Raw genomic sequence first — 26,323 nt, 5'->3', positions numbered from 1 at the left:
GGAGTAACCGCAGGTCGCAGCCCTTCCGGAGGTCCGGGCGCAGCGCCTAGGGTGATCGGTATGGAGGCGCTATGAGGGTTCACGTGGTCAGCGACGTGCACGGCAACAGCACCGCCCTGGCACGGGCGGGCGAGGGCGCCGACGCCCTCGTCTGCCTGGGCGATCTGGTGCTCTTCCTCGATTACGACGACCACTCGCGCGGCATCTTCCCCGAGCTCTTCGGGGTCGAGAAGGCCGACCTGATCGTCGAGCTGCGCACCGCCCGCCGCTTCGCCGAGGCCCGCGAGCTGGCCCGCGGCCTGTGGCAGGGCATGGACCGGGACGCCGCGATCGAGGGCGCCGTCCGCAAGCAGTACGCCGAGCTCTTCGCCGCGTTCCCCGCCCCCACGTACGCCACGTACGGCAATGTCGACATCCCCCGGCTCTGGCCGGAATTCGCCCAGGACGGCACGACCGTCCTCGACGGCGAGCGCGCCGAGATCGGCGGTCTCGTCTTCGGCTTCGTCGGCGGCGGCCTCCCCTCGCCCATGCGCACCCCCCACGAGATCTCCGAAGAGGAGTACGCGGCCAAGGTCGCGGCCCTCGGCGACGTCGACGTGCTCTGCTCGCACATCCCGCCCGACGTGCCCGAACTCTGCTACGACACCGTCGCCCGGCGCTTCGAGCGCGGCAGCTCCGCCCTCCTCGACGCCATCCGCGCCACCTCGCCCCGGTACGCCCTCTTCGGCCACGTCCACCAGCCGCTCGCCCGCCGGATGCGGATCGGGGCGACGGAATGCGTCAACGTCGGCCACTTCGCCTCCACGGGCACACCCTGGGTGCTGGAGTGGTGACGGGCAGCGCGATGTAGCCTTCAGCGGCAGACACCAGGCGGCGGACCGGTACGGAGGAGCCACGGAGATGGCGGAACACACGAGCTCGAGCATCACGATCGAGGCGACCCCTGCCGAGGTGATGGCCGTGATCGCCGACTTCGGCCGCTACGCGGAGTGGACCGGCGAGGTCAAGCAGGCCGAGGTGCTGGAGAGCGACGAGCAGGGCCGCGCCACGCAGGTGCGCCTCGTGCTGGACGCGGGCGCCATCAAGGACGACCACGTGCTCGCCTACAGCTGGCCCGAGCCGAACGTGGTGCAGTGGTCGCTGGTCAAGTCGCAGATGCTGCGCCAGATCGACGGCTCCTACAGCCTCGCCCCGGTCGCCGGCGGCAAGCACACCGAGGTCACCTACCAGCTCACCGTCGACGTCAAGATCCCCATGCTCGGGATGATCAAGCGCAAGGCGGAGAAGGTCATCATCGACCGCGCCCTCGACGGCCTCAAGAAGCGCGTCGAGAGCGGCGCCGCTTCCTGACCCCGGGCGCGCCCACCGCACCCGTACCCGTACGTCCACCCGTACGTCACCGCTGGAGGCTCCCCCCTTGCGCACGGTCCTCGTCACCGGTCCCGGCGGCGCGGGCCGCACCACCGCCGCGGCGGCCACGGCCCTCGCCGCGGCCCGCGAGGGGCGGCGCGTCCTGCTCCTGACCGCCGACCGCGGCCCCGCGCCCGAAGCCGTCCTCGGCACCGCCCTGCCCGCACCCGGGCCGGGCGGCGGCGCGCTCTGGGGCCCGCCGGCCGAGGCGGCGCCCGGGCTGCACGCCGCCCGCATCGCCACCGGCGAGCACTTCCAGGACCGCGCCCGCGACCTCCAGGACCGCGGCGCCTCCCTCTTCGACCTGCTCGGCGCGAGCCCCCTCGACCCCGAGGAGCTCACCGAACTCCCCGGCGCCGAGCCCCTCGCGCTCCTCACCGCCCTGCGCGCCGCCCACGAGGAGCGCGCCTGGGACCTGCTCGTCGCCGACATGCCGCCCCTGCACGCCACGGTGCGGCTGCTCGGCCTCCCCGAACAGCTGCGCCGCTACCTGCGCCGGCTGCTGCCCGCCGAGCGGCAGGCCGCCCGCGCCCTGCGCCCGATGCTCGCCCAGCTCGCCGGCGTGCCCATGCCCGCCCAGCGGCTGTACGAGACCGCCGAGCGCCTGGAGGCCGAGCTCGCCGCCGTCCAGGACGTCCTCGAAGCGGACGGCACGACCGTACGGCTCGTCGCCGAGCCCGGGCCCCTCGCCGTCGGCGAACTGCGCCTGGCCCGCGCCGCGCTCGCCCTCCAGGGCTGCCGCGTCGACGCCCTCGTCGCCAACCGGCTGCTGCCCGGCGCCACCGGTGACGCCGCCCCCGCCGACCCCTGGCTCGCGTCCCTCGCCGCCGAGCAGCTCGCCGCCCACAAGACCCTGTACGAGGAGTTCCTCGTCGACGGCGTCACCGTCTGCGAACTGCCGCACCTCGGCCGCGCCCCGCGCGGCCCGCACGACCTCGCCGACCTCGCCGGAAGCGCCCGCTCGACCACCATCGGCGTGGCCGCGGCGGCAAGAAAGGGAGGAAACGGTTCGGCCGGCGGCTTCGGCGTCATACCCGGCGGCGGCCTCACCGACGAGCTCGACGGCTGGCACGGCACCGGCGCCGCCGGCGAACCGGTCGTAGAGGACCGCCTCGCCGCAGACGGCGTGCTGCTGTGGCGCCTCCCCCTGCCCGGCGCCACCCGCGACGAACTCGACCTCCTGCGCCGCGGCGACGAACTCATCGTCGGCGTCGGCCCGTTCCGCCGCGTCCTGCCCCTGCCCTCCGCGCTGCGCCGCTGCACCGTCTCGGGCGCCGGACTGCGGGACGGGGCGCTGTGCGTGCGCTTCACCCCCGACCCCGGCCTGTGGCCGAGACCCTCCTGAGCGGCACGGCGTGAACGGCGCCCCGCCCTTCGGGTAACGTCGAAGAAAACCCCTGTTGCAGGAGCCAGGAGGCGCTGCCATGAGCGATCACACCGAGCGCCCCGCACCCGAGGCGGCGCCCGACCCCGACGCCTGGGAGCAGGCCTGCGCCGAGGACCTCGCGGCCGAGCGCGCCCGCCGCCGCGCCCAGCAGGGCCCGCCGCCCGGCACCGCCGCCGAGGAGCTGCGCAAGCTCGTCGACGCCGTGGCCGGCAAGGTCTCCGGCATCCAGCTGCCCGGCGGCGGCACCGCGCAGGTCGTCGTCCAGCAGGTCATCGCCCAGGCCAAGGCCGTCGTCGAGCCCGTCATCGAGCGCAACCCCGACGTCTTCGACCACCTCGCCTCCGCCGGCTCCGAACTCCTGGCCGCCTACCGCGCCGCCGTCCAGGGCCAGGAGGCCCGCTGGGTGCGCGAGGAGCCCGCGCGGGGAGAGCAAAGGCCCCCCGGGCCCCGCGGAGATGACGGGGGCAAGGGCGGGAGCGAACGCATCGACCTCGACTGATCTCCGGCTCCGGTACGGTGGGGCCCGGCGGGGTTCGAGCGAAAAACTGAGGGACACATGGGACTCACCATCGGCGTCGACATCGGCGGCACGAAGATCGCGGCCGGTGTGGTCGACGAAGCGGGCAGCATCCTCGCGACGTGCAAGGTGCCGACCCCGCCGACCCCCGAGGGCGTCATCGACGCCATCGCGGACGCGGTGCGCACGGTCAGCGAAGGCTTCGAGGTCGAGGCCGTCGGCATCGGCGCCGCCGGATACGTGGACGACAAGCGGGCCACCGTCCTCTTCGCCCCGAACATCAACTGGCGCCACGAGGCGCTCAAGGACAAGGTCGAGCAGCGCGTCGGCCTCCCCGTCGTCGTCGAGAACGACGCCAACGCCGCCGCCTGGGGCGAGTACCGCTTCGGCGCCGGCCAGGGCCACGAGGACGTCATCTGCATCACCCTGGGCACCGGCCTCGGCGGCGGCATCATCATCGGCAACAAGCTGCGGCGCGGGCGCTTCGGCGTGGCCGCCGAGTTCGGCCACATCCGCGTCGTGCCGGACGGCCTGCTCTGCGGCTGCGGCAGCCAGGGCTGCTGGGAGCAGTACGCGTCCGGGCGCGCGCTCGTGCGCTACGCCAAGCAGCGCGCCAACGCCACCCCGGAGAACGCCGCGATCCTGCTGGGTCTCGGCGACGGCACGGTCGAGGGCATCGAGGGCAAGCACATCAGCGCCGCCGCCCGGCAGGGCGACCCGGTCGCCATCGACTCCTTCCGCGAGCTGGCCCGCTGGGCGGGCGCGGGCCTGGCCGACCTGGCCTCGCTCTTCGACCCTTCCGCGTTCATCGTCGGCGGCGGCGTCTCGGACGAGGGCGACCTCGTGCTCGACCCCATCCGCAAGTCCTTCAAGCGCTGGCTGATCGGCGGCCAGTGGCGCCCGCACGCGCAGGTGCTGGCCGCGCAACTGGGCGGCAAGGCGGGGCTGGTCGGCGCGGCGGACCTGGCCCGTCAGGGGTAGCGCGCTTCTCCGCCGCGGCGGACATCCACCACGATGGCGCGTCTGGGGGCACCTCCCAGCGGTAGCTGGGGGAGGTGCCGAGCCGACCTGAGGCCGGTTCGGCACCGCCGGATACCGCCGTCTCGTTGACCGCCGTTGCGGCGGAGAGAGGTGACGGAGCGGAATGGGTTCAGAAACCGGAACGGGCGCTGCGGCCTTGCCGGATCTTCCAGCGTCCCGGACGGAGTCCGACGGCTCCGTCGTCGTGCGCGTGCTCAGTTACAACATCCGCTCCATGCGGGACGACGTCGCGGCCCTCGCCCGGGTGATCCGGGCCTGCCGGCCCGACGTCGTCTGCGTTCAGGAGGCGCCGCGGTTCTTCCGCTGGCGCAAGGCGGCCGCCCGGCTCGCCCGGACCTCCGGGCTCGTGTACGTCGCGGGCGGCGCCACCGCCTCCGGCCCCATGATCCTTGCTTCGCTCCGCGCCCACGTGGAGCGCACCGAGGACGTCCTGCTGCCCCGTACCCCCGGCCTCCACCAGCGCGGCTTCTCGACCGCCGTGCTGCGGTTCGGCCGGGCCCGGCTCGGGGTGCTCAGCGCGCACCTGAGCATCAAGGACTGGGAGCGCTACGAGCAGGGCCGGCTGCTCCTCGACCGGCTGGCCGCCCTGGACGTGCCGTACGCCGTCGCCGCGGGCGATCTCAACGACCGCCCCGACGGCCGCACGTTCGGCCTGCTCGCGGACGCTCTTCAGGACGGCTGGGCGACGAAGCCGTGGGGGCGGGAGCACACCACCCGGCTGGGTGATCCGTTGCAGCGGATCGACGCGGTCTTCGCGACGGAGGGCGTGGAAGTGCTGGGGTGCGGGGTGCCGATGGGGCTGCCCGGCGTCACCGAAGGTGATCTCCGGGCAGCCACGGATCACCTGCCGGTGCTGGCAGCCCTGCGCGTGCCGGTCGCATAGGGCCGGCACGCTGCCCGGCCACGGCGGAAAGAATGTGTCCGCCGCGACGGCGAAGTACCACCATGGCGAGAGTCCGGCGGAATACGCGATCGCCGTCGCGGTACGTGCTCGCGCTAGACGACCGCGCCGCGCCCCGGGTCGTCGTCCTCCTCGTCGCTGTCCTTCATCCGCAGGACGAGCGTCGCGAAGCCGCCCAGGAAGCCGCCGATCCCGATGGTGGTCAGCCACCACGTGAGCGGCTGTTGCAGCAGCACCATGATCAGGAGCAGCAGCGGGCCGCCCAGCACCGCGATCCAGGCGAAGCGCGCCGTGACGTCGCCGGTGGGCAGGGGCGGCGGCTCCGGCGGGATGAAGTGGCCTTCCTCGTCCGCGTCCGCCTCGGCCGCGTCGTCGTCGGGCGGCTCCGGCGTGCTCCAGTCGCGGGGGCCGACGCCCGGCGCGTAGACGATGAAGCTGCCCGGCTGCTCCTCCCGCGAGGGGGACGGCGGCCCGGCGGGGGCGTCCTTCTCCGCCTTCTCGGACTTCTCCGGCTTGCCCTCCCCGGCCTCGCCCCCGGCAGGGGCACCCGTAGCGGCCTCGGCGCCGTCGCCGCCCGTGGCGGGCCAGCGGCCGGTCTCCGGGTCGGGCTGTTCCCCGTACGCGGCGACGAGCTCCGCCCAGGCCGCGTCCTCGTCGAGCGGGTCGCGGCTCTCGTCGCGGCCCGCGTCACGCTCAGCCACGGGCGGCCGTCCCCTCCTCGGAGCCGACGCCGGAGAGCCGGCCGATGAACGCGTAGGTGTCCGCGAAGATGCGCTCCGCGTCGTGATCCAGCGTGGCCACGTGGTAGCTGCGCTCCAGCAGCCGCTCGGTGACGTCCCGCGAGGAGACCCGGGCCAGGATGCGCGCCGAGTCGGCGGGCGGCACGATGTGGTCCTCGGGGCTGTGCATGAGCAGCAACGGCTGCGTGACCTGGGGCAGTTCGGCGTCGACGAGCTGGAAGAAGCGGCGCAGCGAGTGCGCGGCGTGCAGCGGCACCCGGTCGTAGCCGACCTCCTCGGAGCCCGGCTTGGCGATGTCGCTGGCGATGCCCTTCGTGGAGCGCACGAAGTGGCGCACGACGGGCAGCGCCCTCGCCGCGGCGCCGTGGACCTTGTTGCCCGGGTTGACGAGCACGACGCCGCTGACCGCGTCCCCGTGCCGGGCCGCGAGCCGCAGGGCCAGGGCCCCGCCCATCGACAGGCCGCACACGAACACCTGCGAGCAGCGCTCGCGCAGCTCCCGCAGCGCGTGGTCGACCTCGGCGTACCAGTCCTGCCAGCCGGTGAGCTGCATGTCCTGCCAGCGGGTGCCGTGGCCCGGCAGCAGCGGCAGCGAGACGCTCAGGCCGCGCTCCGCCAGATGGTCCGCCCAGGGCCGCACGGACTGCGGGGAACCGGTGAAGCCGTGACACACGAGGACGCCTACCTCTCCGCCTTCGTGGCGGAACGGCTCGGCTCCGGGGAGGAGCGGCACCGGGATCTCCGATCGGGGACGCGGGGGTAAGGGAGGACACAGAGGGTCCGGCCCTCAGCGTACGCGGAGCGCCGCACGGCGGGTAGGCAGGTTAAGGTCTCCTCGTCACTACAGGAGGTTCTCGGTTGTTCTACGGCGCTATGAAGGTGTCCATCGGCGGGTCGCTGAAGCTTGCCTTCCGGCCGTGGGTGGAGGGCCTGGAGAACATCCCGGCCGACGGGCCCGCGATCCTCGCGAGCAACCACCTGTCGTTCTCGGACTCCTTCTTCCTCCCGGCGGTTTTGGACCGCAAGGTCACGTTCATCGCGAAGCAGGAGTACTTCACCTCCCCCGGAGTCAAGGGAAAGCTGACGGCGGCGTTCTTCAAGGGCGTCGGCCAGCTGCCCGTGGACCGTTCGGGTGCCCGCGGCGCGGGCGAGGCCGCGGTCAAGAGCGCCCTGGAGGTGCTCGACCGCGGTGAGCTCTTCGGCATCTACCCGGAGGGCACGCGTTCCCCCGACGGCCGCCTGTACCGGGGCAAGCCGGGCGGGCTCGCCCGGGTGGCCCTGCTGTCCGGGGCGCCGGTGATCCCCGTCGCCATGATCGACACCGAGAAGGTGCAGCCCCCCGGCAAGGTGCTGCCCAAGATGGTGCGCCCGGGCATCCGGATCGGCGAGCCCCTGGACTTCAGCCGCTACCACGGCATGGACGGCGACCGCTTCATCCTGCGCTCCGTGACCGACGAGGTCATGTACAAGATCATGGAGCTGTCGGGCCAGGAGTACGTGGACATCTACGCGACCGCCGCCAAGCGGCAGATCGCGGAGGAGGCCAAGCGGAAGGCCGAGGAGGAGAAGGCGGCCAAGGCCGCCGGACTCGACAAGGCCGGCACGCCGGACGAGGGCGGCAAGTAAAGGGGAATCGGCAGCCGGTGCGCGGAGCGCCCGGCTCGGGGGTTGGTCGATGACACCGCGCAGCAGGAAGCCGCGCGTCGTACGGATGTCGGTGGAGCTGCCGCTGTGGCGCGCGCTGACCGGCTACCGGATCCTGACGCTCTGCTACGCCTTGGCGATCTTCGCCATCAATTACCACGAGTACGCGCATCCGCTCGGTGGCGCCCTCTACATGGGCGTACTCACCGCGTGGATGGCGCTCACGTGGAACCGCAGCTCGACGCCGGAGCGCTGCACCAAGCGGTTCCTCATGGCCGACCTGGCCCTCGCGCTCGCCGGAATCCTCGTCACCGCCGCCGTCGACACCCCGGCGCGGATCGACGGCGGCGCGGCCACCCTGCCGTCCATATGGACCGGCGGCGCGGTACTGGGCCTGGCCATCAAGGGCGGCTGGCGCTGGGCCGCGGTCGGCTCCACCCTGGTGGCCCTCGCCAACCTCGCCGAGCGCGGCAGCCCCGCCCGGGACACCGTCCACAACGTGCTCCTGGTGTGGGTCTCCAGCATCGCCATCGGCTACATCGTCGAGGTCGCCCGCGCCAGTGAGCGCACCCTCGCCCGCGCCCTGCGGATCGAGGCCGCCACCCGCGAGCGCGAGCGGCTCGCCCGCGACATCCACGACAGCGTCCTCCAGGTGCTGGCCATGGTGCAGCGGCGCGGGGCCGCGCTGGGCGGCGAGGCGGCCGAGCTCGGCCGGATGGCCGGCGAGCAGGAGATCGCGCTGCGCACCCTGGTCGCCGGGGGCCTGCTGCCCCCGCAGCGGTCGGCCGAGCAGGCCGGGCAGGCCGCGGACGCCGAGCCGGGCGGCTCGGTACCGGACGTCCCCCGCATCCCCGCCGGCCCCATCGACGTGGGAGCCCTGCTCGCGCCGTACGCGGGCGCCGACGTCTCCTTCGCCGGGCCGGGCACCCCCGTCCTGCTGGAGGCGGCGGCCGCCGCCGAGCTCGCCGCGGCCGTCGGCGCCGCCCTGGACAACGTGCGCAAGCACGCGGGCGAGGGGGCGCGGGCCTGGATCCTGCTGGAGGACGAGCCCGGCGAGGTGATCGTCAGCGTCCGCGACGACGGCCCCGGCATCCCCGAGGGCCGCCTCGCGGACGCCGAACGGGAGGGCCGCATGGGCGTCGCCCTGTCGATCCGCGGGCGCCTGCGGGACCTGGGCGGCAGCGCCGAGCTGGTGTCCGTCCCGGGCCAGGGCACCGAAGTCGAGTTGAAGGTCCCCCGGGGGAACGGAAGAGAACGGCGATGAGCGACATCAGCGACAGCACAGTGGACACCGCAGCGGAGGCCGCGGCGGAGCAGCCGGTCAGGGTCATGGTCGTCGACGACCACCCCATGTGGCGCGACGCCGTCGCCCGCGACCTGGCCGCCGCCGGCCACGACGTCGTGGCGACCGCTGGCGACGGCCCCGAGGCCGTCCGCCGCGCGAAGGCCGCCCGCCCCGACGTCCTGGTCCTCGACCTCAACCTGCCCGGCCTGCCCGGCGTGGCCGTCTGCAAGGAACTGGTCGGGGAGAACCCCGCCCTGCGCGTCCTCGTCCTCTCCGCCAGCGGCGAGCACGCCGACGTCCTGGAGGCCGTGAAGTCCGGCGCCACCGGCTACCTGCTGAAGTCGGCCAGCACGCAGGAGCTCGTCGACGCCGTGCGCCGCACCGCCGCCGGCGACCCCGTCTTCACCCCCGGCCTCGCCGGCCTCGTCCTCGGCGAGTACCGGCGGCTGGCCGCCGACCCCGCCCCGGCCGCCCCCGACGAGCCCAAGGCGCCCCGGCTCACCGACCGCGAGACCGAGGTGCTGCGGCTCGTCGCCAAGGGCCTGTCCTACAAGCAGATTGCCGAGCGGCTGGTTATTTCCCACCGCACGGTGCAGAACCATGTGCAGAACACCTTGGGCAAGCTCCAGTTGCACAACCGCGTGGAGCTCGTGCGCTACGCGATAGAGCGAGGTCTCGACGACGCCTGACCATCTCCCGGCCGGGCGTCCTCCGGCTGAAGGAGAGTGTCATGCGGATCGGAGTGCTGACCGGCGGCGGTGACTGCCCCGGGCTCAACGCGGTCATCCGCGCCGTCGTCCGCAAGGGCGTCCAGGACCATTCCTACGAATTCATCGGCTACCGGGACGGCTGGCGCGGCCTCCTCCACGGCGCCGCCTCCCGGCTCGACATCCCCGCCGTGCGCGGCATCCTCCCGCGCGGCGGCACCGTGCTCGGCTCCTCGCGCACCAACCCCTTCAAGGAGCCGGGCGGCGTCCGGCGGATCCGCGAGCACCTCGCCGAGGACGAGGTCGACGCCCTCATCGCCATCGGCGGCGAGGACACCCTCGGCGTCGCCGCCCTGCTCTGGGCCGAGCACGGCGTGCCCTGCGTCGGCGTCCCCAAGACCATCGACAACGACCTCTCCGCCACCGACTACACCTTCGGCTTCGACACCGCCGTCGGCATCGCCACCGAAGCCATCGACCGGCTCCACACCACCGCCGAGTCCCACATGCGCGTCCTCGTCGTCGAGGTCATGGGCCGGCACGCCGGCTGGATCGCCCTGCACTCCGGCCTCGCCGGCGGCGCCAACGTCATCCTCATCCCCGAGCAGCGCTTCGACCTCGACGAGGTCTGCGGCTGGGTCACCTCCCGCTTCCGCGCCAGCTACGCCCCGATCGTCGTCGTCGCGGAAGGCGCCATGCCCAAGGACGGCGACCTCGTCCTCAAGGACGGCACGTCCCACGACGCCTTCGGGCACGTACGGCTGTCCGGCGTGGGGGAGTGGCTCGCCAAGGAGATCGAACGGCGCACGGGCAAGGAGGCCCGGACCACGGTCCTCGGCCACGTCCAGCGGGGCGGCACGCCCAGCGCGTTCGACCGCTGGCTCGCGACGCGGTTCGGGCTGCACGCGATCGACGCGGTGCGGGGGAGGGAGTTCGGGCGGATGGTGGCCCTGCGGGGCACGGACATCGTCCGCGTGCCTTTGGCCGAGGCCACGGCTCGCTTGAAGACGGTGCCGGCCGAGCGCTATGAGGAGGTCAAGGTCTTCTTCGGCTGACGGCCGGTTTTCCGCGCCTACGGCGCGGTTTCGCCCACCCACCCGCCCGTTACTCCGGAACATTCCCTTTCCAGTAACGGGTGGGTGGGAGGGACGAGCCCGCCGCGCAGCGGCGGGTCAGACCAGGACGGCGGTCAGCAGTTCCGCGGTGATCGTGGCGCCGTCCAGCGTGAGAACCGACTCCGGGTGGAACTGGACGCCCGCGAAGCCGGGCCCCCGTAGGGCGTGCACGTCGCCGCTCCGCGCGTCGCGGCTCAGCTCCACGCGGTGGAGGGCGAGCTCCACCTCGGCCTCCACCGCGCACCGCGCGGTGAACGTGTTGTAGAACCCCACCGTCTCCGGCCGCCCGAAGAAGTCGATCCGCTCCTGCGCGCCCTGGAACGGCACGTCCTTGCGGACGATCTCCAGCCCCAGCTCCGCCGCGATCAGCTCGTGCCCCAGGCACACGCCCAGCAGCCCGTACCGGTGGCTGCGCAGGAGCTCCGCAGCCAGGCCGCGGAGGAGCGTCATCTTGGGGTCGGCGGCGTCCGCGGGGTTGCCGGGGCCGGGGCCCAGGACGACGGGCCCCTCGTGGGCCAGGGCGGCCTCGCGCAGGCCGGGCTCGTCGTAGCGCCGTACGGTCACCCGCAGGCCGGACGTGCGCAGCAGGTGGGCCAGCATGGCCGTGAACGTGTCCTCGCCGTCGATCACCAGGGCGTGCCCGGTCAGCCGGGCGGTGGACGGGGTGTCCCCGGCGGACTGCATGCGCAGCCAGAAGGGGGCGAGGTCCGCGCGGCGGGCGTCGAGCGCGGCGCGCACCTGCGGGTCGTCGGCGAGCCGGGCGGGCGCCGCCGCCGGGCGGCCGACCCGGGGGGCGCGGACGCCGAGGGCCGCGAGGACGCCCGCCGCCTTGGCGTGGGTCTCGGCGACCTCGGCGTACGGGTCGGAGCGGCGCACGAGGGTCGCGCCGACCCCGACGCGGAGCCGGCCGCGGCGGTCGATGTCGGCGGTGCGGATGAGGATGGGCGAGTCCAGGGTGCGGGCCCCGCCCGCGTCGCGGCCGATGAGCGCGAGGGCGCCCGCGTAGTAGCCGCGCCCGCCGGGCTCGTGGCGCTCGATGACGCGGCAGGCGTTCTGCACGGGGGAGCCGGTGACGGTGGCGGCGAACAGGGTCTCGCGGAGGACGTCGCGCACGTCGAGCGAGGAGCGCCCGCGCAGCTCGTACTCGGTGTGGGCGAGGTGGGCCATCTCCTTGAGCCGCGGCCCGACGACGACGCCGCCCATGTCGCCGACGGTGCACATCATCTTCAGCTCCTCGTCCACGACCATGGACAGCTCCTCGACCTCCTTGCGGTCGTGGAGGAAGGCCAGGAGGCCGTCCTTGGCGGGGCCGGAGGCGGGGTAGCGGTAGGTGCCGCTGATGGGGTTCATGACGACGGTCCCGCCGGACATGCGCACGTGCACCTCCGGGCTGGCGCCGACGAGGGTGCGGTCGCCGGTGTGCACGACGTACGTCCAGTAGGCGCCGCGCTCGCCGGTCAGCAGCCGCCGGAAGAGGGCCAGGGCGTCGGCGGGCGTGAAGCCGTGGATCTCGCCCTCGAAGGTCCGCCGGATGACGAAGTTGGCGCCTTCGCCGCTGCCGATCTCGTCGTCGATGACGCGCCGGACGATGTCCGCGTAGGCGTCGTCGCTCACGTCGAACGCGCCGCCCTCGACCCGTACGGCGTGGGCGGGCAGCGCGGCGATCACCTCGTCGAGGGGCAGCTCGTGGGCCTCACGGGGGCGCAGGACGGCCAGCGGCGTGCCGTCGTCGCGGACGTCGAAGCCGCGCTCGCGGATCTGCCGGAAGGGCACGAGGGCGAGGGCGTCGTGGACGGGGCGGTCCCCGGCGGGCCGGCCGGTGGGCAGGGGGATGTCGGTGAGGCGCTCGGCCTCCTCGACGGGGCCGAGGAGCAGCTCGACGGTGCCGGCGGGGGCGCCCGCCCCGTCCGCGGCGCCGGGAGGCGGGCCGGGCGTGCGGCGGTGGAGCAGGGCGAAGGGCGGGCAGCCGGGGCCGGTCAGCCGGGCGAGCAGGGCGGCGGTGCCGGCGGCCGGTGCGGTGGCGCGGGTCATAGGGGGTTCCTTCCGGTGAGGGAGGAACGGCCCGGGAAACGCGGAAGGCCGCCCCTCGGGCGGCCTTCGCGATGCGTTTCGTGTACGCGCGATCAGTGGGCCGCCGGTCGGACGGTCCACCACCAGGTGCGGTTCTGCTGCGCGAACATGCTCGGCACCCTACCCGACCCACCCTCGCTACCGGCGGGTACCGGACCGCGCCGGCCGGCCGGAACAGAAGCTTCCGGGGTGTTCGGCGGGCGCGCGGCGCCCCGGCCGTGCCGCACCCCCCGTCTCGGCACGTGTCTCAAAGTGCGGTCCGGCGGCCGGACAGCTGCCGCGACCCCGTAGGGTTGGAGCGTGACCGTGAACGCTGAAATCCACGCCGGTGGCAACACCTGGCGCTCCCTTCCCGCGGCGCAGCAGCCCGAATGGCCGGACCAAGAGGCTCTGCGCGATGTGATCGCCGAGCTCGAGTCCTATCCGCCGCTCGTCTTCGCGGGCGAGTGCGACCAGCTGCGCCAGCGCCTGGGAGCCGTCGCCCGTGGAGAGGCGTTCCTGCTCCAGGGCGGCGACTGCGCCGAGGCCTTCGACGCCGTCGGTGCCGACCAGATCCGCAACAAGCTCAAGACGCTGCTCCAGATGGGCGCCGTGCTGACCTACGCGGGCCAGGTGCCCGTCGTCAAGGTCGGCCGCATCGCCGGCCAGTACAGCAAGCCGCGCTCGAAGCCGACCGAGACCCGCGACGGCGTGACCCTGCCGACCTACCGCGGCGACTCCGTCAACGGCTTCGCCTTCACCCCCGAGGCCCGTACGCCGGACCCGCAGCGGCTGAAGCGGATGTACCACGCCTCCTCGGCCACGCTGAACCTGGTGCGCGCCTTCACCACCGGTGGCTACGCCGACCTGCGGCAGGTGCACGCCTGGAACCAGGACTTCGTGAAGTCCTCCCCGTCCGGGCAGCGCTACGAGGCCCTGGCCCGCGAGATCGACCGCGCGCTGAACTTCATGAACGCCTGCGGGACGGACCCGGAGGAGTTCAAGACGGTCGAGTTCTACTCCTCGCACGAGGCCCTGATCCTCGACTACGAGTCGGCCCTGACCCGTACCGACTCCCGCACCGGGAACCTGTACGACGTCTCCGGCCACATGGTCTGGATCGGTGAGCGCACCCGCCAGCTGGACGGCGCGCACATCGAGTTCGCCTCCCGGATCCGCAACCCCATCGGGGTGAAGCTCGGCCCGACCACGACGGCCGAGGACGCCCTCACCCTGATCGAGCGGCTCGACCCGGAGCGCGAGCCCGGCCGGCTCACGTTCATCACCCGCATGGGCGCGGGCAAGATCCGTGACCACCTCCCCGAGCTGGTGGAGAAGGTCACCGCCTCCGGCGCCCAGGTGGCGTGGATCTGCGACCCGATGCACGGCAACACCTTCGAGGCGGCCTCGGGCCACAAGACCCGCCGCTTCGACGACGTGCTGGACGAGGTCAAGGGCTTCTTCGAGGTCCACAAGAGCCTCGGCACCCACCCGGGCGGCATCCACGTCGAGCTCACCGGTGACGACGTCACCGAGTGCGTGGGCGGCGGCGACGAGATCTTCGTCGACGACCTGCACCAGCGCTACGAGACGGCGTGCGACCCCCGCCTCAACCGCAGCCAGTCGCTGGACCTGGCCTTCCTCGTCGCGGAGATGTACCGCGACCAGTAGGAGCCGGTGACACGGACGAGCGGTGGGGCGCGGATCGAGTGATCCGCGCCCCACCGCGTTGTTTTTCCGCCACCGCGCCGGGTAAGGTTAGGGTTACCTTATTGATCAACCCGGCTGGGCGGTGAACCGCGTGTACGTCTGCTCGTGCTTCGGCATCACGGAGCAGCAGGTGCGTGACCACGCGGGCAAGGGCGCGTGCACGCCCCGGCAGATAGCCTCCGCCTGCAAGGCGGGCACCGACTGCGGCAGCTGCGTGCGCCGCATCCAGGCTCTGCTCGGCCGTGGCGCGTGCCCGCGCCGCGAGGCGGCCGACCAGGGGGAGCCCGGCGTGCTCGGCGCCGAGATCCCCGGGATACCCGCGAGGCAGCCCCAGGCGGCCTAGGGCCGGCTCAGTCCGCCCCGCCGTTCTCCTGCTCGATGAACTGCGCGATGTAGAGCGCCTCGCCGAGCTTGTCGAGCAGCTCCAGCTGGGTGTCCAGATAGTCGATGTGATCCTCTTCGTCCGCGAGGATCGCCTCGAAGATGTTGGCCGAGGTGATGTCGCCCTTGGCCCGCATGACCTCCACCCCGCGCCGCAGGCGGTCGATGGCCTCGACCTCCACCTGCCGGTCGGCCTGGAACATCTCCGTGATGGTCTGGCCGACCCGGACGTGGAAGAGCCGCTGGTAGTTGGGCAGCCCCTCCAGGAAGATGATCCGGTCGGTGAGGGTCTCCGCGTGCCGCATCTCGTCGAACGACTCGGCGCGCGTATGCGACGCGATCTTGGTCCAGCCGTGGTGCTCCTGCAGCTTCGCGTGCAGGAAGTACTGGTTGATGGCGGTCAGCTCGGCAGTCAGCTGTTCATTGAGGAACTCGATGACCTCGGGGTCGCCCTGCATCGCAGAGGCTCCTTCCAAGCAGGGGTGATGGGCAGGTTGCGCGCATCCTCGCACCGCCCTTCGAAACCGTCCAGTAAGTGCACACTTAGTGGGAGTTGTCCAAATAGAGGGAGCCCTGGTCATCGGTGGCCTGAAAGGTCTGACACCATGGAGGCATGGGGCCCTCTAATAACACCGAAAGCCGCAAAGGGGAGCTCCCCCCGCTGCCGCCGGGGCAGCGTCTCCAGCGCGGCTGGCCGGTGACGCACTACGGCCCGGTGCCGAGGTTCAGGCCGGACCGCTGGGAGTTCCGGGTCTTCGGGTCGACCGCCGGCGGCGACAAGCACTGCTGGACCCACGACGAGTTCACCGCCCTGCCGTACACGACGGTCGTGGCCGACCTGCACTGCGTCACGAAGTACAGCGTCCTCGGCGCCGAATGGGGCGGCGTCTCCGCCCGGACGGTCCTCGAACTCGCGCCGCCCGCGCCCGGGGTCACCCATGTGATGGTGTGGGCCGAGTACGGCTTCAGCTCGAACCTGCGGCTGGCCGACTTCGCCGCCGAGCAGACGATTTTCGCCACGCACAAGGACGGTGAGCAGCTCACCGCCGAGCACGGCTTCCCGGTCCGCCTCGTCGTGCCGCACCTGTACGCGTGGAAGGGGCCCAAATGGGTGCGCGGCGTGGAGTACATGACCGCCGACCGGCGCGGCTTCTGGGAGGAGCGGGGCTACCACAACATCGGTGACCCCTGGCGCGAGCAGCGCTACTCCTACCAGGAACAGCCGGGCGAAGGCCCCGAGCTGTAGCCCCGTGGTCCTAGCAGACGCCCGCGCGCAGTTCCTTCAGGCGGGCCACGTCCGCGGCGTGCCCCTCCTTACCGCCCGGCGTCTCGATCGTCAGCGGCACGCCGGCCGTCGCCGGGTGGCGGAAGAGCTCCCCGAACGGGTCGGCGCCGATGTGGCCGGCCCCGATGTTCTCGTGCCGGTCCAGGTGCGCGCCCACGGCCGCCTTCGAGTCGTTGGCGTGGATCAGCTTCAGCCGCCCCTCGCCGGTCACGGAGACCAGCTCGTCGAGCGTGCGCTTCATGCCGCCCGGCTCGGCGAGGTCGTGGCCCGCCGCGAAGACGTGGCAGGTGTCCAGGCACACCCCGAGCTTCGGGTGGTGCTCCAGGGCCTCGAAGTACGGGCCGAGGTCCTCCACGAGCGAGCACAGCGAGGCGCCCTGGCCGGCCGTGGGCTCCAGCAGCAGCCAGGGGTCGTCGTCGTGCGTCAGCTCGTCCAGCAGCGGCAGCAGCCGCTCGTGGACCTGCTCCAGGGCCGCGCGGCGCGGCCGCCCGCCCGTCGCCGAGCCCGTGTGCACGACGACGCCGCCCGCGCCGATGGCCCGCCCGCGGCGCAGGGAGTGCCGCATCGACTCCGCGGACAGCTCGACCGTCGCCTCGGTGTGCGAGCCGAAATTGATCAGGTACGGGGCGTGCACCCACACCGGCAGGGACTCCTGCGCGCACGCGGCCCGGAACTCCTCGTCCTGGCGCGGGTTGCCCGCGGGGGTCGCCCAGCCGCGCGGGTTGGCGACGAAGACCTGGAGGGTCTCCGCGCCGATCTCCCGGGCGTAGGAGAGGCCCGTCCTGGCCAGCCCGCCGGCCACCGGGACGTGGCCGCCCACGGGGTTGCGCAGCCGCCCGGCCACCGGTGCTTCCAGCGTTGCCGCTGCTGCTTCTGCCGTCACGGCTACAGACCGCCCTTGAGCTTGATGGTGATCGTGTCGCCCTTGGCGGCCCGCTCGCCGCCCTTGACCGACTGGCTGTCCACGGAGTCCTGCGGGAAGAAGAACGGCTTGTCGACCTTCACCTTGAAGCCGGCGTCGGTCAGCAGTCGCTTGGCGTCTGCCTCGTTCTTCCCGGTGACGTCCGGGACCGGCAGCATCTCCTTGCCCTTGGAGACGGTGAGGGTCACGGTGTCGCCCTTGGCGGCCTTGTCGCCCGTACCGGGGGACTGCTCGGCCACGGAGCCCTGGGCGCGGTCGGAGAACACCTGCGCGTCCGACACCTTGGCGTCGAAGCCCTTGTCGCGCAGGGCGGCCGTCGCGGCGTCGACGGGCATGCCCCGTACGTCCGGCACGTCCAGGGGGGCGCCCTTGCTGACGGTCAGCGCGACCGGCGCTTCCGGCCGGCGCTGCTCGCCCGGCTTCGGGTCGGTGGCCAGCACGGAGCCCTGCGGGGTCTCGGTGCTGAACTGCTTGCCGACCTCGCCCACCGTCAGGCCCGCGTCCTCGATCTTCTTCTTCGCCTCGTCGAAGGGCATGCCGGCGACGTTGGGCACCTCGGCCCGCGCGGGCCCGCGCGACAGGGTGATCGTCACCTTGCCGGTGTTGCGGATGCGCTTGCCGGGCGCCGGGTCGGCGGCGATGACGTGGCCGCGCTCGACGGTGTCGCTGAAGTCCTCCTTCGCGCGCACCCCGAGCCCCGCGTCGTCCAGCGTCTTCTCCGCCTTCTCCCGGGTCATGTCCAGGACGGCGGGGACGGTCGTGAACTGGCCCGCGTTGATGTACCAGACGCCGGTGCCGGCCAGCACGGCCAGCAGGGCCGCCACCACGGCGATGACCCCGCGCCGCGGCAGCTGCCGGAAGCGGGCGCCGGGGCCCGCGGGGGGAGCCGGCGGCGCCGGGGGCGCGGGCGGGCGCTCCAGGCGCGTCGTCCGGTTCATCTGCTGCTCGCCGCCCTCCGCGGGCAGCGGCCGGGCCGCGGGGCGGGGCAGCACGCTGGTGCGGTCCTCGGGGCCCGCCGTGCGGCGGCCGGTGGCGGCACCGGTGAGCGCCTGCGGCGGCAGCGCGTCGAGCTGCTCGTCGCTCAGCCCCTCGCGGACCGCGCGGGCCACCCCGAGCAGCGCGACCGCGTCGGCCGGGCGCAGCCGCGGGTCGCGGGCCGCCGCCTCGGCGACGAGCCCGTCCAGCCCGGCGGCCAGCCCCGGCACGGCCTCCGACGGTGCCGGGACGTCCGCGTGCAGGTGCTGGTAGAGCACCTGGGCCGGGGTGCCGCCGGTGTGCGGCTTGGTGCCCGTCAGCATCTCGTAGAGGACGACGCCGCACGCGTAGACGTCCACGCGCGGATCGGCGGTGCCGTGCTCCAGCTGCTCGGGGGCCAGGTAGGACACCGTGCCGAGGACGGAGCCGGTCGAGGCGGTGGTGTCGGTGTCCACGGCCCGTACGAGCCCGAAGTCGGCGACCTTCACGCGGCCGTCGTCCCCGATGAGGACGTTCTCGGGCTTCATGTCGCGGTGCACGAGCCCCGCGAGGTGGGCCGCGCCGAGCGCGGCCAGCACCGGCTCCAGGATGTCGAGGGCGGCGCGGGGCTGGAGGGCCCCGCGCTCGCGCAGCACGTCGCGCAGCGTGCACCCGGGCACGTACTCCATCGCCAGATAGACGTACGGGCCGTCGGTGCCCTGGTCGTAGACGCCCACCACATTGGGGTGGTCGAGGCGCGCGACGGACTTGGCCTCGCGGATGAAACGTTCCACGAAGGCCGTGTCCGAGGCGAGGGCGGGGTGCATCACCTTGACCGCGAGCACCCGGTCGAGCCGGGTGTCGAGGGCGCGGTAGACCGTGGCCATGCCGCCCACGGCGATGCGGGCCTCCACCCGGTAGCGGCCGTCGAGCGTATGCCCGACGAGCGGGTCCCCTAGCGTCGTATCCACGCGACGAGTCTAAAAGGGGCGGGAGCGAAGCCCTGACCCGGCAAGAATTCAGCCCGTCCGGCGATTGAGGACAAATGGGGTCAGGGGCGGAGCCCCTGCTATTGAGCGAACTCCGGACGCTCCGGATCGAGCCGCGCCAAGCCCTCCGCGGGAGAAGACGCCTCGGCGAAGTGCCGCCGGGGTATCCGCCCCGCCCGGTACGCCAGCCGCCCCGCCTCCACCGCGTGCCGCATCGCCTCCGCCATCAGCACGGGCTCCTGGGCGCGGGTCACCGCCGAGGCGAGCATGACCGCCGCGCAGCCCAGCTCCATGGCGAGCGCCGCGTCGGAGGCCGTGCCGGCGCCCGCGTCGAGGATCACGGGGACCCCGGCCCGCTCGGTGATCAGCTGGAAGTTGTGCGGGTTGCGGATGCCGAGGCCGGAGCCGATGGGCGAGCCCAGCGGCATGATCGCCGCGCAGCCGGCGTCCTCCAGCTTGCGGGCGAGGACCGGGTCGTCGCTGGTGTACGGCAGCACGGTGAAGCCGTCGTCGACGAGGATCTCCGCGGCGTCGAGCAGCTCGACCGGGTCGGGCAGCAGCGTGCGCTCGTCGGCGATCACCTCCAGCTTGACCCAGTCCGTGCCGAGCGCCTCGCGGGCCAGCCGGGCCGTCAGGACGGCCTCGCCGGCCGTGTAGCAGCCGGCCGTGTTCGGCAGCACCCGGATAGAGTGCTTCTCCAGGACGGACAGCACGGAGCCGCGGACGGTCGCGTCGAGGCGGCGCATCGCCACGGTGGTCAGCTCGGTGCCGGAGGCGAGCAGCGCGCGCTCCATGACGTCGAGGCTGGGCGCGCCGCCGGTGCCCATGATCAGCCGGGAGCTGAAGGTGGTACCGGCGATGGTGAGCAGGTCGTCGGCCATCGGGCTGTTCACCCTCCCTGCACTGCGGTGAGGACCTCGACGCGGTCGCCGGCGCCGAGCCGCGTGGCGGGCCACTGGCCGCGCGGCACGACGGCCTCGTTGACGGCGGCGGCCACTCCGCCGGGCGCGGTGGTCATGCTCGTCACCAGGCTGTCGAGGGTGAGGCCGTGGGGCACCTCGCGGTGCTCGCCGTTGACGCTGATGCCCATGTGGGCCGCAGGCGTGTCGGTGGGGTCGGTGGGGTTCATGCGGGCAGCTCCTGGAGCGCGTTCGAGAAGCGTCGGGGGGAGAAGGGGCGGGCCTCCTCGGGGAGGCGCCCCGTGGTCAGCACCTCGGCCATCACGTCGCCGGTCAGCGGGGCGAGCAGGACGCCGTTGCGGTGGTGGCCGGTGGCGGTGTGCAGGCCGGGCAGGGCGGTCGGGCCGAGCAGAGGGGCGTTGTCGGGGGAGCCGGGGCGCAGCCCCGCGGAGGTCTCCACCAGGGGCAGTTCGGTGATGCCGGGCACCAGCTCGTGGGCGTCGCGCAGCAGTTCGTAGACGCCGCCGGCGGTGACCGTGGTGTCCCAGCCGAGCTCCTCGGTGGTCGCGCCCAGGACCAGCTCGCCGTTCTCGCGCGGCACCAGGTACACCGGGCCGCCGCGGACGACCGCCCGCACGGTGCGCGAGAGGAAGGGCCCGTACGCGTCCGGGACGCGCAGCCGCAGCACCTGGCCCTTGACGGGGCGTACGGGCGGCAGGACGTCGCCGGGGACGCCCGCGAGGGTGCCGCTGCGGCTGCCCGCGGCGAGCACCACCTGCCCGGCGGCGACGCGGCGGCCGTCGGCGAGCTCCGCGCCCGCGGCCCGGTCGCCGGCGAGCAGCAGCCGGACGGCCTCGGCGCGGTGGAAGGCGACCCCGGCCCGCTCGCAGGCCGTGAGCAGCGCCCGCGCGAGCCTGCGGGGATCGGTCTGGTGGTCCCCGTCGACCCGCAGCCCCCCGCGTACGCCCGGCGCGAGCATCGGCTCCAGGCGGCGGCACTCGCGGCCCGTGAGCCACTGCGCCTCCAGGCCGCAGCGCTGCTGCAAGGCGTGCAGTTCGCGCAGGTGCTCGCGGTCGTCGGCGTCGAGGGCGACGGCCAGCGTGCCGCACGCGCGGTAGCCGGTGGCGACGCCGCTCGCCTCCTCCAGCTCGGCCGTGAAGCCCGGATAGCGCTGTGCGGAGGCCAGGTTGAGGGCGAGCAGGGCCTCCTCGCCGTAGTGCAGCTCGGTCACCGCGGCCAGCATCCCCGCGGCGACCCGCGCGGCGCCGCCGCCCGGTGCGGGGTCGGCGACCGCGGTGCGCAGCCCGCGCTGTGCGGCGCGCCAGGCGGTGACGAGGCCGATCAGGCCGCCGCCCACGACGAGGACGTCGCAGGCGGGCACGGCCGGGATACGGTCCGGTGCGGTGGCAGATGGTGCAGATGCCGTAGATGTGATCGTAGACGCGTCCATGAGGCGTCCAGCCCCTCCCTTCGCCGGCATGACCCGGATCAGGTTCGTACGGTCGGAGGCCGGTCAGCCTCCCTCTCAGCCCGGTCGTCCGGGCTCCCGCGAGTGCTTGCACCGGCCACCCTAGTACGCGCCCCGAACCCGGGGCGAGGGCCTGCCCCGTGACCCGCCCGGACGGGCCCTGGCCCCGGTCCCCCGCGACCGCCGCCCTACAGTGATCGGGTGAGCGAGCACCGGGAAGAACAACCTGCCGCCAGTGAGCGGAGCGTCGTCATCGTGGGTGCCGGGATGGCCGGCGTGCAGACCGCCATCGCCCTGCGCGAGTACGGCTGGGCCGGCACCGTGACCGTGCTGGGCGCCGAGCCGCACCCGCCGTACGACAGGCCGCCGCTCTCCAAGGCCGTCCTGCTCGGCAAGGCCGAGGGCTCCGCGTTCGAGGTGGACTTCGCCTCGCTCGGGATAGACCTCCGGCTCGGGCGCGAGGCCACCGGCCTCCGCGCCGCCGAGCGCCTGCTGGACACCGCCGCCGGACCCGTCCCGTACGACGTCCTGGTCATCGCCACCGGCGCCGAGCCGGTCCGGCTGCCGGGGGCCGACGGCCTGTCGAACGTCCACCTGCTGCGCACCCTGGACGACGCCGTGCGGCTGCGGCCGGTGCTGGCCGCCCAGCACGACGTCGTCGCGGTCGGCGCGGGCTGGATCGGCGCCGAGGTCGCGACGGCCGCCCGGGAGGCGGGCTGCGAGGTGACCGTGGTCGAGGCCGCGGACCGCGTGCTCGCCGGCGCCATGCCCGCCGAGGTCGCCGAGCGCATGGCCCCCTGGTACGCCGAGAGCGGCGCCCGGCTGATGCTCGGCGCGCGCGTGAGCACTGTGGAGCCCGGCGCGGTCGTGCTCGGCGACGGCACCCGGCTGTCCGCCGGCGCCGTGGTCGTCGGCATCGGCGCGCGCCCCGCGACCCGCTGGCTGGAGGGCTCCGGCATCGAGCTCGGCGAGGACCGCGCCGTGGTCGCCGACGAGCGGCTGCGCGCCTCGCTGCCCGGCGTCTACGCGGTCGGCGACTGCGCGTCGTTCCCGTCCGCGCGCTACGGCGAGCGGCTGCTGGTGCACCACTGGGACAACGCCATGCAGGGGCCGCGGACCGTCGCCGCGAACATCGCGCTCGGCGAGGCCGAGGGGCCGGTCTACGACCCGGTGCCGTACTTCTGGTCCGAGCAGTTCGGGCGATTCGTGCAGTACGCGGGCCACCATGCCGGCGCGGACGAACTGCTGTGGCGCGGCGACCCGTCGAGCGCCGCCTGGAGCGTGTGCTGGCTGCGCGACGGCGTCCTGGTCGCCCTGCTGGCCGTGGGCCGGCCCCGGGACCTGGCGCAGGGCCGCAAGCTCATCGAGAAGGGCGCCGCCCTCGACCGGGCGAAGGCCGCCGACGCGTCCGTACCGCTGAAGTCCGCGGTGCTCTGACGGGTCCGCGAGGGCCCCGCCGCGGCCCCGCGGCGGGTGCCGGGGCGCCGTGACGCGCCCGGGTCGGGTCAACCCGGCTACCGGCTGTCAGCGCCAGATGGCAGGCTTGTCCCGTGACCGAGATTGACGCAAAGATCGACGCGCTTGTTCCCGCCTGGCTCAACCTCCCCGACATCGCCGAGAAGCTCGGCGTGGAGGTGACGCGCGTGCGGCAGCTGGTGAAGGAGGGCCAGCTGATCGCCGTCCGCCGGGGCGAGAACAGGGTGCTCATGGTGCCCGAGGCCTTCATCGGCGAGGGCAAGGTCGTCAAGGGCCTGGCCGGGACCCTGACGCTGCTGCGGGACGACGGCTTCAGCGACGAGGAAATGCTGGAGTGGCTCTTCACCGCCGACCCCACCCTGCCGGGCACTCCGGCCGACGCGCTGCGGGAGAACCGCGGCACGGAGGTGAAGCGGCGCGCCCAGGCGCTCGCCGTCTGAGCCGAAGGGCCGACCGGAAGTCTCAGCCGCAGTAACCGGGCGCGGGTGACCGCGCCCGTCAGAACCGTCCGGTGCACGGGCGGGGCCCGCCCCCGCCCGTGCACCGCCGACCCGGGGGGATCCACCACCCATGCCCGCCACCGCCCGCGAGCTCCTCGCCGACGCCCGGCTCTACCTGTGCACCGACGCCCGCAAGCGCCAGGGCGACCTGCCGGAATTCCTCGACGCGGTCCTCGCCGGCGGCGTCGACGTCATCCAGCTGCGCGACAAGGGCATGGAGGCCGGCGAGGAGCTGGAGCACCTCGCCGTCTTCGCCGAGGCCGCCCGCCGCCACGGCAAGCTCTTCGCGGTCAACGACCGCGCGGACGTCGCCCACGCCGCGGGCTCCGGCGTCCTGCACCTTGGCCAGGGCGACCTGCCGGTGCCCGCCGCCCGCGCGATCCTCGGCGAGGAGGTGCTGATCGGCCGCTCCACGCACGCCGAGGCCGAGGTGGACGCCGCGGCCGCCGAGCCCGGCGTGGACTACTTCTGCACCGGCCCCTGCTGGCCGACCCCCACCAAGCCCGGCCGCCACGCCCCCGGCCTGCCCCTGGTCCGCCACGCGGCGGCCCTGGGCACCGAGCGCCCCTGGTTCGCGATCGGCGGCATCGGCCCCGGCAATCTCGACGAGGTGCTCGACGCGGGCGCCCGCCGCGTCGTCGTGGTCCGCGCGATCACCGAGGCGGAGGACCCGGGCGAGGCCGCGGCACAGCTGGCCGAGCGGGTCCGCGCGCGTCTCTGAGGCCGCCGGGACCGGCGCGGCAGGCCCCGGGCGTGCGGCGCCGTGGCAAGTCCGGTCCGCGAGAGTGTCAAAAAAACATGAAGAACCTGTCCGGCATGCGGACAGGAGCCCGGCCTATCGGGCAAATCGCAAAAGTGGGATTGGGGGCCGCGGGAACCGCTGGTTAACTTGCCGGTATGGCCCTTGGCACCGCCTCCACCAGGACAGACCACGCGCGCACGGTGCGTGAGCTGCTCGCCTCAGGCGAGCGGTCGTATTCCTTCGAGTTCGCCGCCCCGAGGTCCGAGAAGGGGGAACGCACCCTCTGGGACGCCATCCGCCGGATCGAAGCCGTCGGCCCGACCTTCGTGTCCGTCACCTACGGCGCGGGCGGCTCCTCCCGCGAGGGCACCGTGCGGGTGACCGAGCGCATGGCGACCGACACGACGCTCACGCCCGTCGCCCACCTGACAGCCGTCAACCACTCCAAGGCCGAGCTGCGCAACATCATCGGCCAGTACGCCGACGTCGGCATCCGCAACATGCTGGCCCTGCGCGGCGATCCGCCCGGCGACCCCATGGGCGAGTGGGTGCGCCACCCCGAGGGCCTGCACTACGCCGCCGACCTCGTCCGGCTCATCAAGGAGTCCGGCGACTTCTGCGTCGGCGTCGCGGCCTTCCCCGAGATGCACCCGCGCTCCACCGACTGGGACACCGACATCCGGCACTTCGTGGACAAGTGCCGCGCGGGCGCGGACTTCGCCATCACGCAGATGTTCTTCTACCCCGAGGACTATCTGCGGCTGCGCGACCGGGTCGCCGCCGCCGGCTGCGACACCCCGGTCATCCCCGAGATCATGCCGGTCACCAACGTCCGCCAGATCGAGCGGTTCGCGCAGCTCAGCAATGCCGCGTTCCCGCCCGCGCTGGCCGAGCGGATCCTCGCGGTCAAGGACGACCGGGCCGCTGTACGCTCGATCGGGATCGAGTACGCCACGGAGCTGTGCGCTCGGTTGATGGCCGAGGAGATTCCCGGGCTGCACTTCATTACCCTGAACCACTCCACGGCGACGCTGGAAATCTACGAGAATCTGGGACTGCACCAGCGGTCCTGACGGCCGGCCCCTCGAAGGGCTGCGGCCACGAGAGGGGCGTAAATGGGCTGGACGGTCCTCTACATCGCGTTCGGCGTCGTCGCGCTCTGGCTGCTCGGCGAGGTGCTGTTGCAGTACAAGGCGCGACTGCGCTGGCGCCTCCTCGCCTTCGCCGGGTTCCTCGGCGTCGTCGCGGGCGTCGTCATCCCGTCCGTCGCGGTCATCGTGGTGGGCGCGGTGGCGTTCGCCGTCGGGCAGACCTACGTGACGCTGTCCTTCCGCCGCGGCTTCTCCCGCGGCTGGGCGCTCCGCCGGGACGGCCGGGACGACGGCGCGGCAGCGGACGGCAGTGGTGAATCCGGCAATTCCGGTAAGTCCGTCAAGTTCGGAAGGTCCGGCAGGGGCGTCAAGTCCGGTAAGCGTGCCGGGAAAGCCGCCGCCGAGAGCGAGGGCGTGCAGGAGTCGCGGGGCGGCCGGCGCCGTAAGGGCGCGGAGGCCCCGCCGGCCCCTCCGCTGTCCGCCGCCGCGCCGCTCGACGAGACCGCGGCCATGCCTGCCGTCCCCCCGCTCCAGGAGCCCGAGAACGACCCCGGCACGGGCGCCGCCGCCCAGCCGCCCCTGGCCGGCCCCGCGCCCGCCCCCGGCACCGACGCGGGCTACGGGAACTACGGCGGCTACGGCGACGGTGGTTACGCCGGTGCCCCGGCGCAGGACGGCGGCTACGCCCCGTACGGCGACGGCTACGGCGCGCAGGCCCAGCCCGTCCCCGCGGCACCCGGCCAATTCGACTACGGACAGGGCCAGTACGCCGCCTACTCCGACCCCTACATCGGCAACCGGCAGCAGGGCTACGACCCGTACGGTCAGCAGGACCCCTACGGGCAGTACCAGCAGCCGCAGCCCGCGCCGCAGCCGTACGGCATGGGCGGCCATCCCGCCGACGCCTACGCACCGGCCCCGCAGTACGACATGGACACCCCGCCCGGCGGCGTCTGGGTGCCGCAGCAGCGCGACGGCGACCTGCCGCCCGCCCCTCAGGGCTACCCGTACGCGTACCCGCAGCAGCCCCCGGCCCAAGGGCAGGGCCAGGGCCAGGGCCAGGGCTACGGCGAGCAGTACAACGAGCAGCACCGCTACTGAGACCGGGCC

The 26,323-nt window shown here is 73.7% G+C and carries 28 protein-coding genes and 1 riboswitch; of the genes, 18 read left to right on the top strand and 10 right to left on the bottom strand.

The features are described from left to right. The first annotated feature begins 71 nt into the window (after positions 1–71). The 6 genes from PS271_RS06390 to PS271_RS06365 all read left to right on the top strand — a co-directional run bounded on the left by PS271_RS06390 (position 72) and on the right by PS271_RS06365 (position 5,238). Positions 72–833, top strand: coding sequence for a metallophosphoesterase family protein (locus PS271_RS06390; RefSeq protein WP_398380854.1), 762 nt, complete (start codon positions 72–74; stop codon positions 831–833). 67 nt (positions 834–900) lie between these two features. Next, entirely contained in the window at positions 901–1,350 is a 450-nt protein-coding gene (locus PS271_RS06385) for an SRPBCC family protein (RefSeq protein WP_398380852.1), read from the top strand. A 67-nt stretch (positions 1,351–1,417) separates the two neighbouring features. Further along, a complete protein-coding gene (locus PS271_RS06380; RefSeq protein ID WP_398380850.1) occupies positions 1,418–2,755 on the top strand; it encodes an ArsA family ATPase in 1,338 nt (445 codons plus the stop codon). Between the two features lie 79 nt (positions 2,756–2,834). After that, positions 2,835–3,296 (top strand): DUF5304 domain-containing protein, encoded by a 462-nt coding sequence (locus tag PS271_RS06375; RefSeq protein ID WP_398380848.1) that lies wholly within the window; start codon positions 2,835–2,837, stop codon positions 3,294–3,296. Positions 3,297–3,353: 57 nt separating this feature from the next. Next, entirely contained in the window at positions 3,354–4,295 is a 942-nt protein-coding gene (locus PS271_RS06370; RefSeq protein ID WP_398380846.1) for an ROK family glucokinase, read from the top strand. Between the two features lie 163 nt (positions 4,296–4,458). Then, on the top strand, positions 4,459–5,238 hold the full coding sequence (locus PS271_RS06365) for an endonuclease/exonuclease/phosphatase family protein (RefSeq protein WP_398380844.1): 780 nt from the start codon (positions 4,459–4,461) through the stop codon (positions 5,236–5,238). 113 nt (positions 5,239–5,351) lie between these two features. Here the strand turns inward: PS271_RS06365 and PS271_RS06360 are convergent, their stop codons facing one another. Further along, positions 5,352–5,957 (bottom strand): hypothetical protein, encoded by a 606-nt coding sequence (locus PS271_RS06360; RefSeq protein WP_398380843.1) that lies wholly within the window; start codon positions 5,955–5,957, stop codon positions 5,352–5,354. Next, positions 5,950–6,729, bottom strand: coding sequence for an alpha/beta hydrolase (locus PS271_RS06355; protein WP_398380841.1), 780 nt, complete (start codon positions 6,727–6,729; stop codon positions 5,950–5,952). Before PS271_RS06355 ends, PS271_RS06360 begins: the two co-directional genes overlap by 8 nt. A 125-nt stretch (positions 6,730–6,854) precedes the next feature. Here PS271_RS06355 and PS271_RS06350 point away from each other — a divergent pair, with 125 nt between their 5' ends. The 4 genes from PS271_RS06350 to PS271_RS06335 are packed head-to-tail and all read left to right on the top strand — an operon-like array spanning position 6,855 to position 10,687. Then, positions 6,855–7,622 (top strand): lysophospholipid acyltransferase family protein, encoded by a 768-nt coding sequence (locus PS271_RS06350; RefSeq protein ID WP_398380839.1) that lies wholly within the window; start codon positions 6,855–6,857, stop codon positions 7,620–7,622. 49 nt (positions 7,623–7,671) lie between these two features. After that, positions 7,672–8,904 carry a MacS family sensor histidine kinase gene (macS, locus tag PS271_RS06345; protein ID WP_398380837.1) on the top strand — a complete coding sequence of 411 codons (1,233 nt, stop codon included), beginning with the start codon at positions 7,672–7,674 and terminating at the stop codon, positions 8,902–8,904. Then, positions 8,901–9,614, top strand: a complete 714-nt coding sequence (locus tag PS271_RS06340; RefSeq protein ID WP_398380836.1) for a response regulator — start codon at positions 8,901–8,903, stop codon at positions 9,612–9,614. The genes macS and PS271_RS06340 overlap by 4 nt, the downstream gene beginning before the upstream one ends. Before the next feature lie 41 nt (positions 9,615–9,655). Continuing rightward, positions 9,656–10,687: a 6-phosphofructokinase gene (locus tag PS271_RS06335; protein WP_398380834.1), complete on the top strand. Its 1,032-nt coding sequence runs from the start codon at positions 9,656–9,658 to the stop codon at positions 10,685–10,687. Between the two features lie 117 nt (positions 10,688–10,804). Here PS271_RS06335 and PS271_RS06330 read toward each other — a convergent pair whose 3' ends face one another. Together PS271_RS06330 and PS271_RS31350 are read right to left on the bottom strand one after the other, a co-directional pair. Then, positions 10,805–12,778 carry an anthranilate synthase family protein gene (locus tag PS271_RS06330; RefSeq protein ID WP_398380832.1) on the bottom strand — a complete coding sequence of 658 codons (1,974 nt, stop codon included), beginning with the start codon at positions 12,776–12,778 and terminating at the stop codon, positions 10,805–10,807. A gap of 92 nt (positions 12,779–12,870) precedes the next feature. After that, positions 12,871–12,927, bottom strand: coding sequence for a trp operon leader peptide (locus PS271_RS31350; RefSeq protein WP_494403007.1), 57 nt, complete (start codon positions 12,925–12,927; stop codon positions 12,871–12,873). A gap of 190 nt (positions 12,928–13,117) precedes the next feature. Here PS271_RS31350 and PS271_RS06325 point away from each other — a divergent pair, with 190 nt between their 5' ends. Both PS271_RS06325 and PS271_RS06320 read left to right on the top strand, forming a co-directional pair. Continuing rightward, complete coding sequence (locus PS271_RS06325; protein WP_120754251.1) at positions 13,118–14,467, top strand: class II 3-deoxy-7-phosphoheptulonate synthase; 1,350 nt, start codon at positions 13,118–13,120, stop codon at positions 14,465–14,467. A 121-nt stretch (positions 14,468–14,588) separates the two neighbouring features. Beyond that, positions 14,589–14,849: a (2Fe-2S)-binding protein gene (locus PS271_RS06320; RefSeq protein WP_398380829.1), complete on the top strand. Its 261-nt coding sequence runs from the start codon at positions 14,589–14,591 to the stop codon at positions 14,847–14,849. A gap of 7 nt (positions 14,850–14,856) precedes the next feature. Here the strand turns inward: PS271_RS06320 and bfr are convergent, their stop codons facing one another. Next, positions 14,857–15,345, bottom strand: coding sequence for a bacterioferritin (bfr, locus tag PS271_RS06315; RefSeq protein WP_398380827.1), 489 nt, complete (start codon positions 15,343–15,345; stop codon positions 14,857–14,859). Between the two features lie 155 nt (positions 15,346–15,500). Here bfr and PS271_RS06310 point away from each other — a divergent pair, with 155 nt between their 5' ends. Continuing rightward, entirely contained in the window at positions 15,501–16,133 is a 633-nt protein-coding gene (locus tag PS271_RS06310) for a sulfite oxidase-like oxidoreductase (RefSeq protein WP_398380825.1), read from the top strand. Positions 16,134–16,143: 10 nt separating this feature from the next. On the opposite strand, the gene PS271_RS06305 is transcribed toward PS271_RS06310, so the two are convergent. From PS271_RS06305 to thiO, 5 genes are all read right to left on the bottom strand, one after another. Next, positions 16,144–17,055 (bottom strand): deoxyribonuclease IV, encoded by a 912-nt coding sequence (locus tag PS271_RS06305; protein WP_398380823.1) that lies wholly within the window; start codon positions 17,053–17,055, stop codon positions 16,144–16,146. A gap of 2 nt (positions 17,056–17,057) precedes the next feature. Beyond that, the gene (pknB, locus tag PS271_RS06300; protein WP_398380821.1) at positions 17,058–19,019 is read right to left on the bottom strand and encodes a Stk1 family PASTA domain-containing Ser/Thr kinase; all 1,962 of its coding nucleotides are present in this window, start codon (positions 19,017–19,019) and stop codon (positions 17,058–17,060) included. Positions 19,020–19,117: 98 nt separating this feature from the next. After that, on the bottom strand, positions 19,118–19,918 hold the full coding sequence (locus tag PS271_RS06295; protein ID WP_398380819.1) for a thiazole synthase: 801 nt from the start codon (positions 19,916–19,918) through the stop codon (positions 19,118–19,120). Between the two features lie 8 nt (positions 19,919–19,926). Further along, positions 19,927–20,127, bottom strand: a complete 201-nt coding sequence (gene thiS, locus PS271_RS06290; protein ID WP_398386701.1) for a sulfur carrier protein ThiS — start codon at positions 20,125–20,127, stop codon at positions 19,927–19,929. 35 nt (positions 20,128–20,162) lie between these two features. Beyond that, on the bottom strand, positions 20,163–21,386 hold the full coding sequence (gene thiO, locus PS271_RS06285; RefSeq protein ID WP_398380817.1) for a glycine oxidase ThiO: 1,224 nt from the start codon (positions 21,384–21,386) through the stop codon (positions 20,163–20,165). Next, positions 21,385–21,496: riboswitch (TPP riboswitch) on the bottom strand. It overlaps the preceding gene by 2 nt. A 175-nt stretch (positions 21,497–21,671) precedes the next feature. Between thiO and PS271_RS06280 the strand changes: the two genes are divergently transcribed. The 5 genes from PS271_RS06280 to PS271_RS06260 all read left to right on the top strand — a co-directional run bounded on the left by PS271_RS06280 (position 21,672) and on the right by PS271_RS06260 (position 26,314). Beyond that, positions 21,672–22,841 (top strand): NAD(P)/FAD-dependent oxidoreductase, encoded by a 1,170-nt coding sequence (locus tag PS271_RS06280; protein ID WP_398386700.1) that lies wholly within the window; start codon positions 21,672–21,674, stop codon positions 22,839–22,841. Between the two features lie 113 nt (positions 22,842–22,954). Further along, on the top strand, positions 22,955–23,320 hold the full coding sequence (locus tag PS271_RS06275; RefSeq protein WP_398380815.1) for an Rv2175c family DNA-binding protein: 366 nt from the start codon (positions 22,955–22,957) through the stop codon (positions 23,318–23,320). A 130-nt stretch (positions 23,321–23,450) separates the two neighbouring features. Then, the gene (thiE, locus tag PS271_RS06270) at positions 23,451–24,101 is read left to right on the top strand and encodes a thiamine phosphate synthase (protein ID WP_398380813.1); all 651 of its coding nucleotides are present in this window, start codon (positions 23,451–23,453) and stop codon (positions 24,099–24,101) included. 176 nt (positions 24,102–24,277) lie between these two features. Next, positions 24,278–25,195, top strand: a complete 918-nt coding sequence (gene metF / locus PS271_RS06265; RefSeq protein WP_398380811.1) for a methylenetetrahydrofolate reductase [NAD(P)H] — start codon at positions 24,278–24,280, stop codon at positions 25,193–25,195. A gap of 42 nt (positions 25,196–25,237) precedes the next feature. Further along, positions 25,238–26,314 (top strand): hypothetical protein, encoded by a 1,077-nt coding sequence (locus PS271_RS06260; protein ID WP_398380809.1) that lies wholly within the window; start codon positions 25,238–25,240, stop codon positions 26,312–26,314. Positions 26,315–26,323: the final 9 nt, after the last annotated feature.

Source organism: Streptomyces sp. SCA2-17 (assembly GCF_044336695.1).
The sequence above is the reverse complement of the archived record's forward strand: the minus strand, read 5'-3'. Positions and strand labels throughout refer to the sequence as shown.

Excerpts from the sequence above, each read along its gene's own strand:
- PS271_RS06390 (WP_398380854.1), top strand. The coding sequence starts at position 72 with ATGAGGGTTCACGTGGTCAGCGACGTGCACGGCAACAGCACCGCCCTG.
- PS271_RS06385 (WP_398380852.1), top strand. The coding sequence starts at position 901 with ATGGCGGAACACACGAGCTCGAGCATCACGATCGAGGCGACCCCTGCC.
- PS271_RS06375 (WP_398380848.1), top strand. The coding sequence starts at position 2,835 with ATGAGCGATCACACCGAGCGCCCCGCACCCGAGGCGGCGCCCGACCCC.
- PS271_RS06370 (WP_398380846.1), top strand. The coding sequence starts at position 3,354 with ATGGGACTCACCATCGGCGTCGACATCGGCGGCACGAAGATCGCGGCC.
- PS271_RS06365 (WP_398380844.1), top strand. The coding sequence starts at position 4,459 with ATGGGTTCAGAAACCGGAACGGGCGCTGCGGCCTTGCCGGATCTTCCA.
- macS (WP_398380837.1), top strand. The coding sequence starts at position 7,672 with ATGACACCGCGCAGCAGGAAGCCGCGCGTCGTACGGATGTCGGTGGAG.
- PS271_RS06340 (WP_398380836.1), top strand. The coding sequence starts at position 8,901 with ATGAGCGACATCAGCGACAGCACAGTGGACACCGCAGCGGAGGCCGCG.
- PS271_RS06335 (WP_398380834.1), top strand. The coding sequence starts at position 9,656 with ATGCGGATCGGAGTGCTGACCGGCGGCGGTGACTGCCCCGGGCTCAAC.
- PS271_RS06330 (WP_398380832.1), bottom strand. The coding sequence starts at position 12,778 with ATGACCCGCGCCACCGCACCGGCCGCCGGCACCGCCGCCCTGCTCGCC.
- bfr (WP_398380827.1), bottom strand. The coding sequence starts at position 15,345 with ATGCAGGGCGACCCCGAGGTCATCGAGTTCCTCAATGAACAGCTGACT.
- PS271_RS06310 (WP_398380825.1), top strand. The coding sequence starts at position 15,501 with ATGGGGCCCTCTAATAACACCGAAAGCCGCAAAGGGGAGCTCCCCCCG.
- PS271_RS06295 (WP_398380819.1), bottom strand. The coding sequence starts at position 19,918 with ATGGCCGACGACCTGCTCACCATCGCCGGTACCACCTTCAGCTCCCGG.
- thiS (WP_398386701.1), bottom strand. The coding sequence starts at position 20,127 with ATGGGCATCAGCGTCAACGGCGAGCACCGCGAGGTGCCCCACGGCCTC.
- thiO (WP_398380817.1), bottom strand. The coding sequence starts at position 21,386 with ATGGACGCGTCTACGATCACATCTACGGCATCTGCACCATCTGCCACC.
- PS271_RS06280 (WP_398386700.1), top strand. The coding sequence starts at position 21,672 with ATGGCCGGCGTGCAGACCGCCATCGCCCTGCGCGAGTACGGCTGGGCC.
- thiE (WP_398380813.1), top strand. The coding sequence starts at position 23,451 with ATGCCCGCCACCGCCCGCGAGCTCCTCGCCGACGCCCGGCTCTACCTG.
- metF (WP_398380811.1), top strand. The coding sequence starts at position 24,278 with ATGGCCCTTGGCACCGCCTCCACCAGGACAGACCACGCGCGCACGGTG.
- PS271_RS06260 (WP_398380809.1), top strand. The coding sequence starts at position 25,238 with ATGGGCTGGACGGTCCTCTACATCGCGTTCGGCGTCGTCGCGCTCTGG.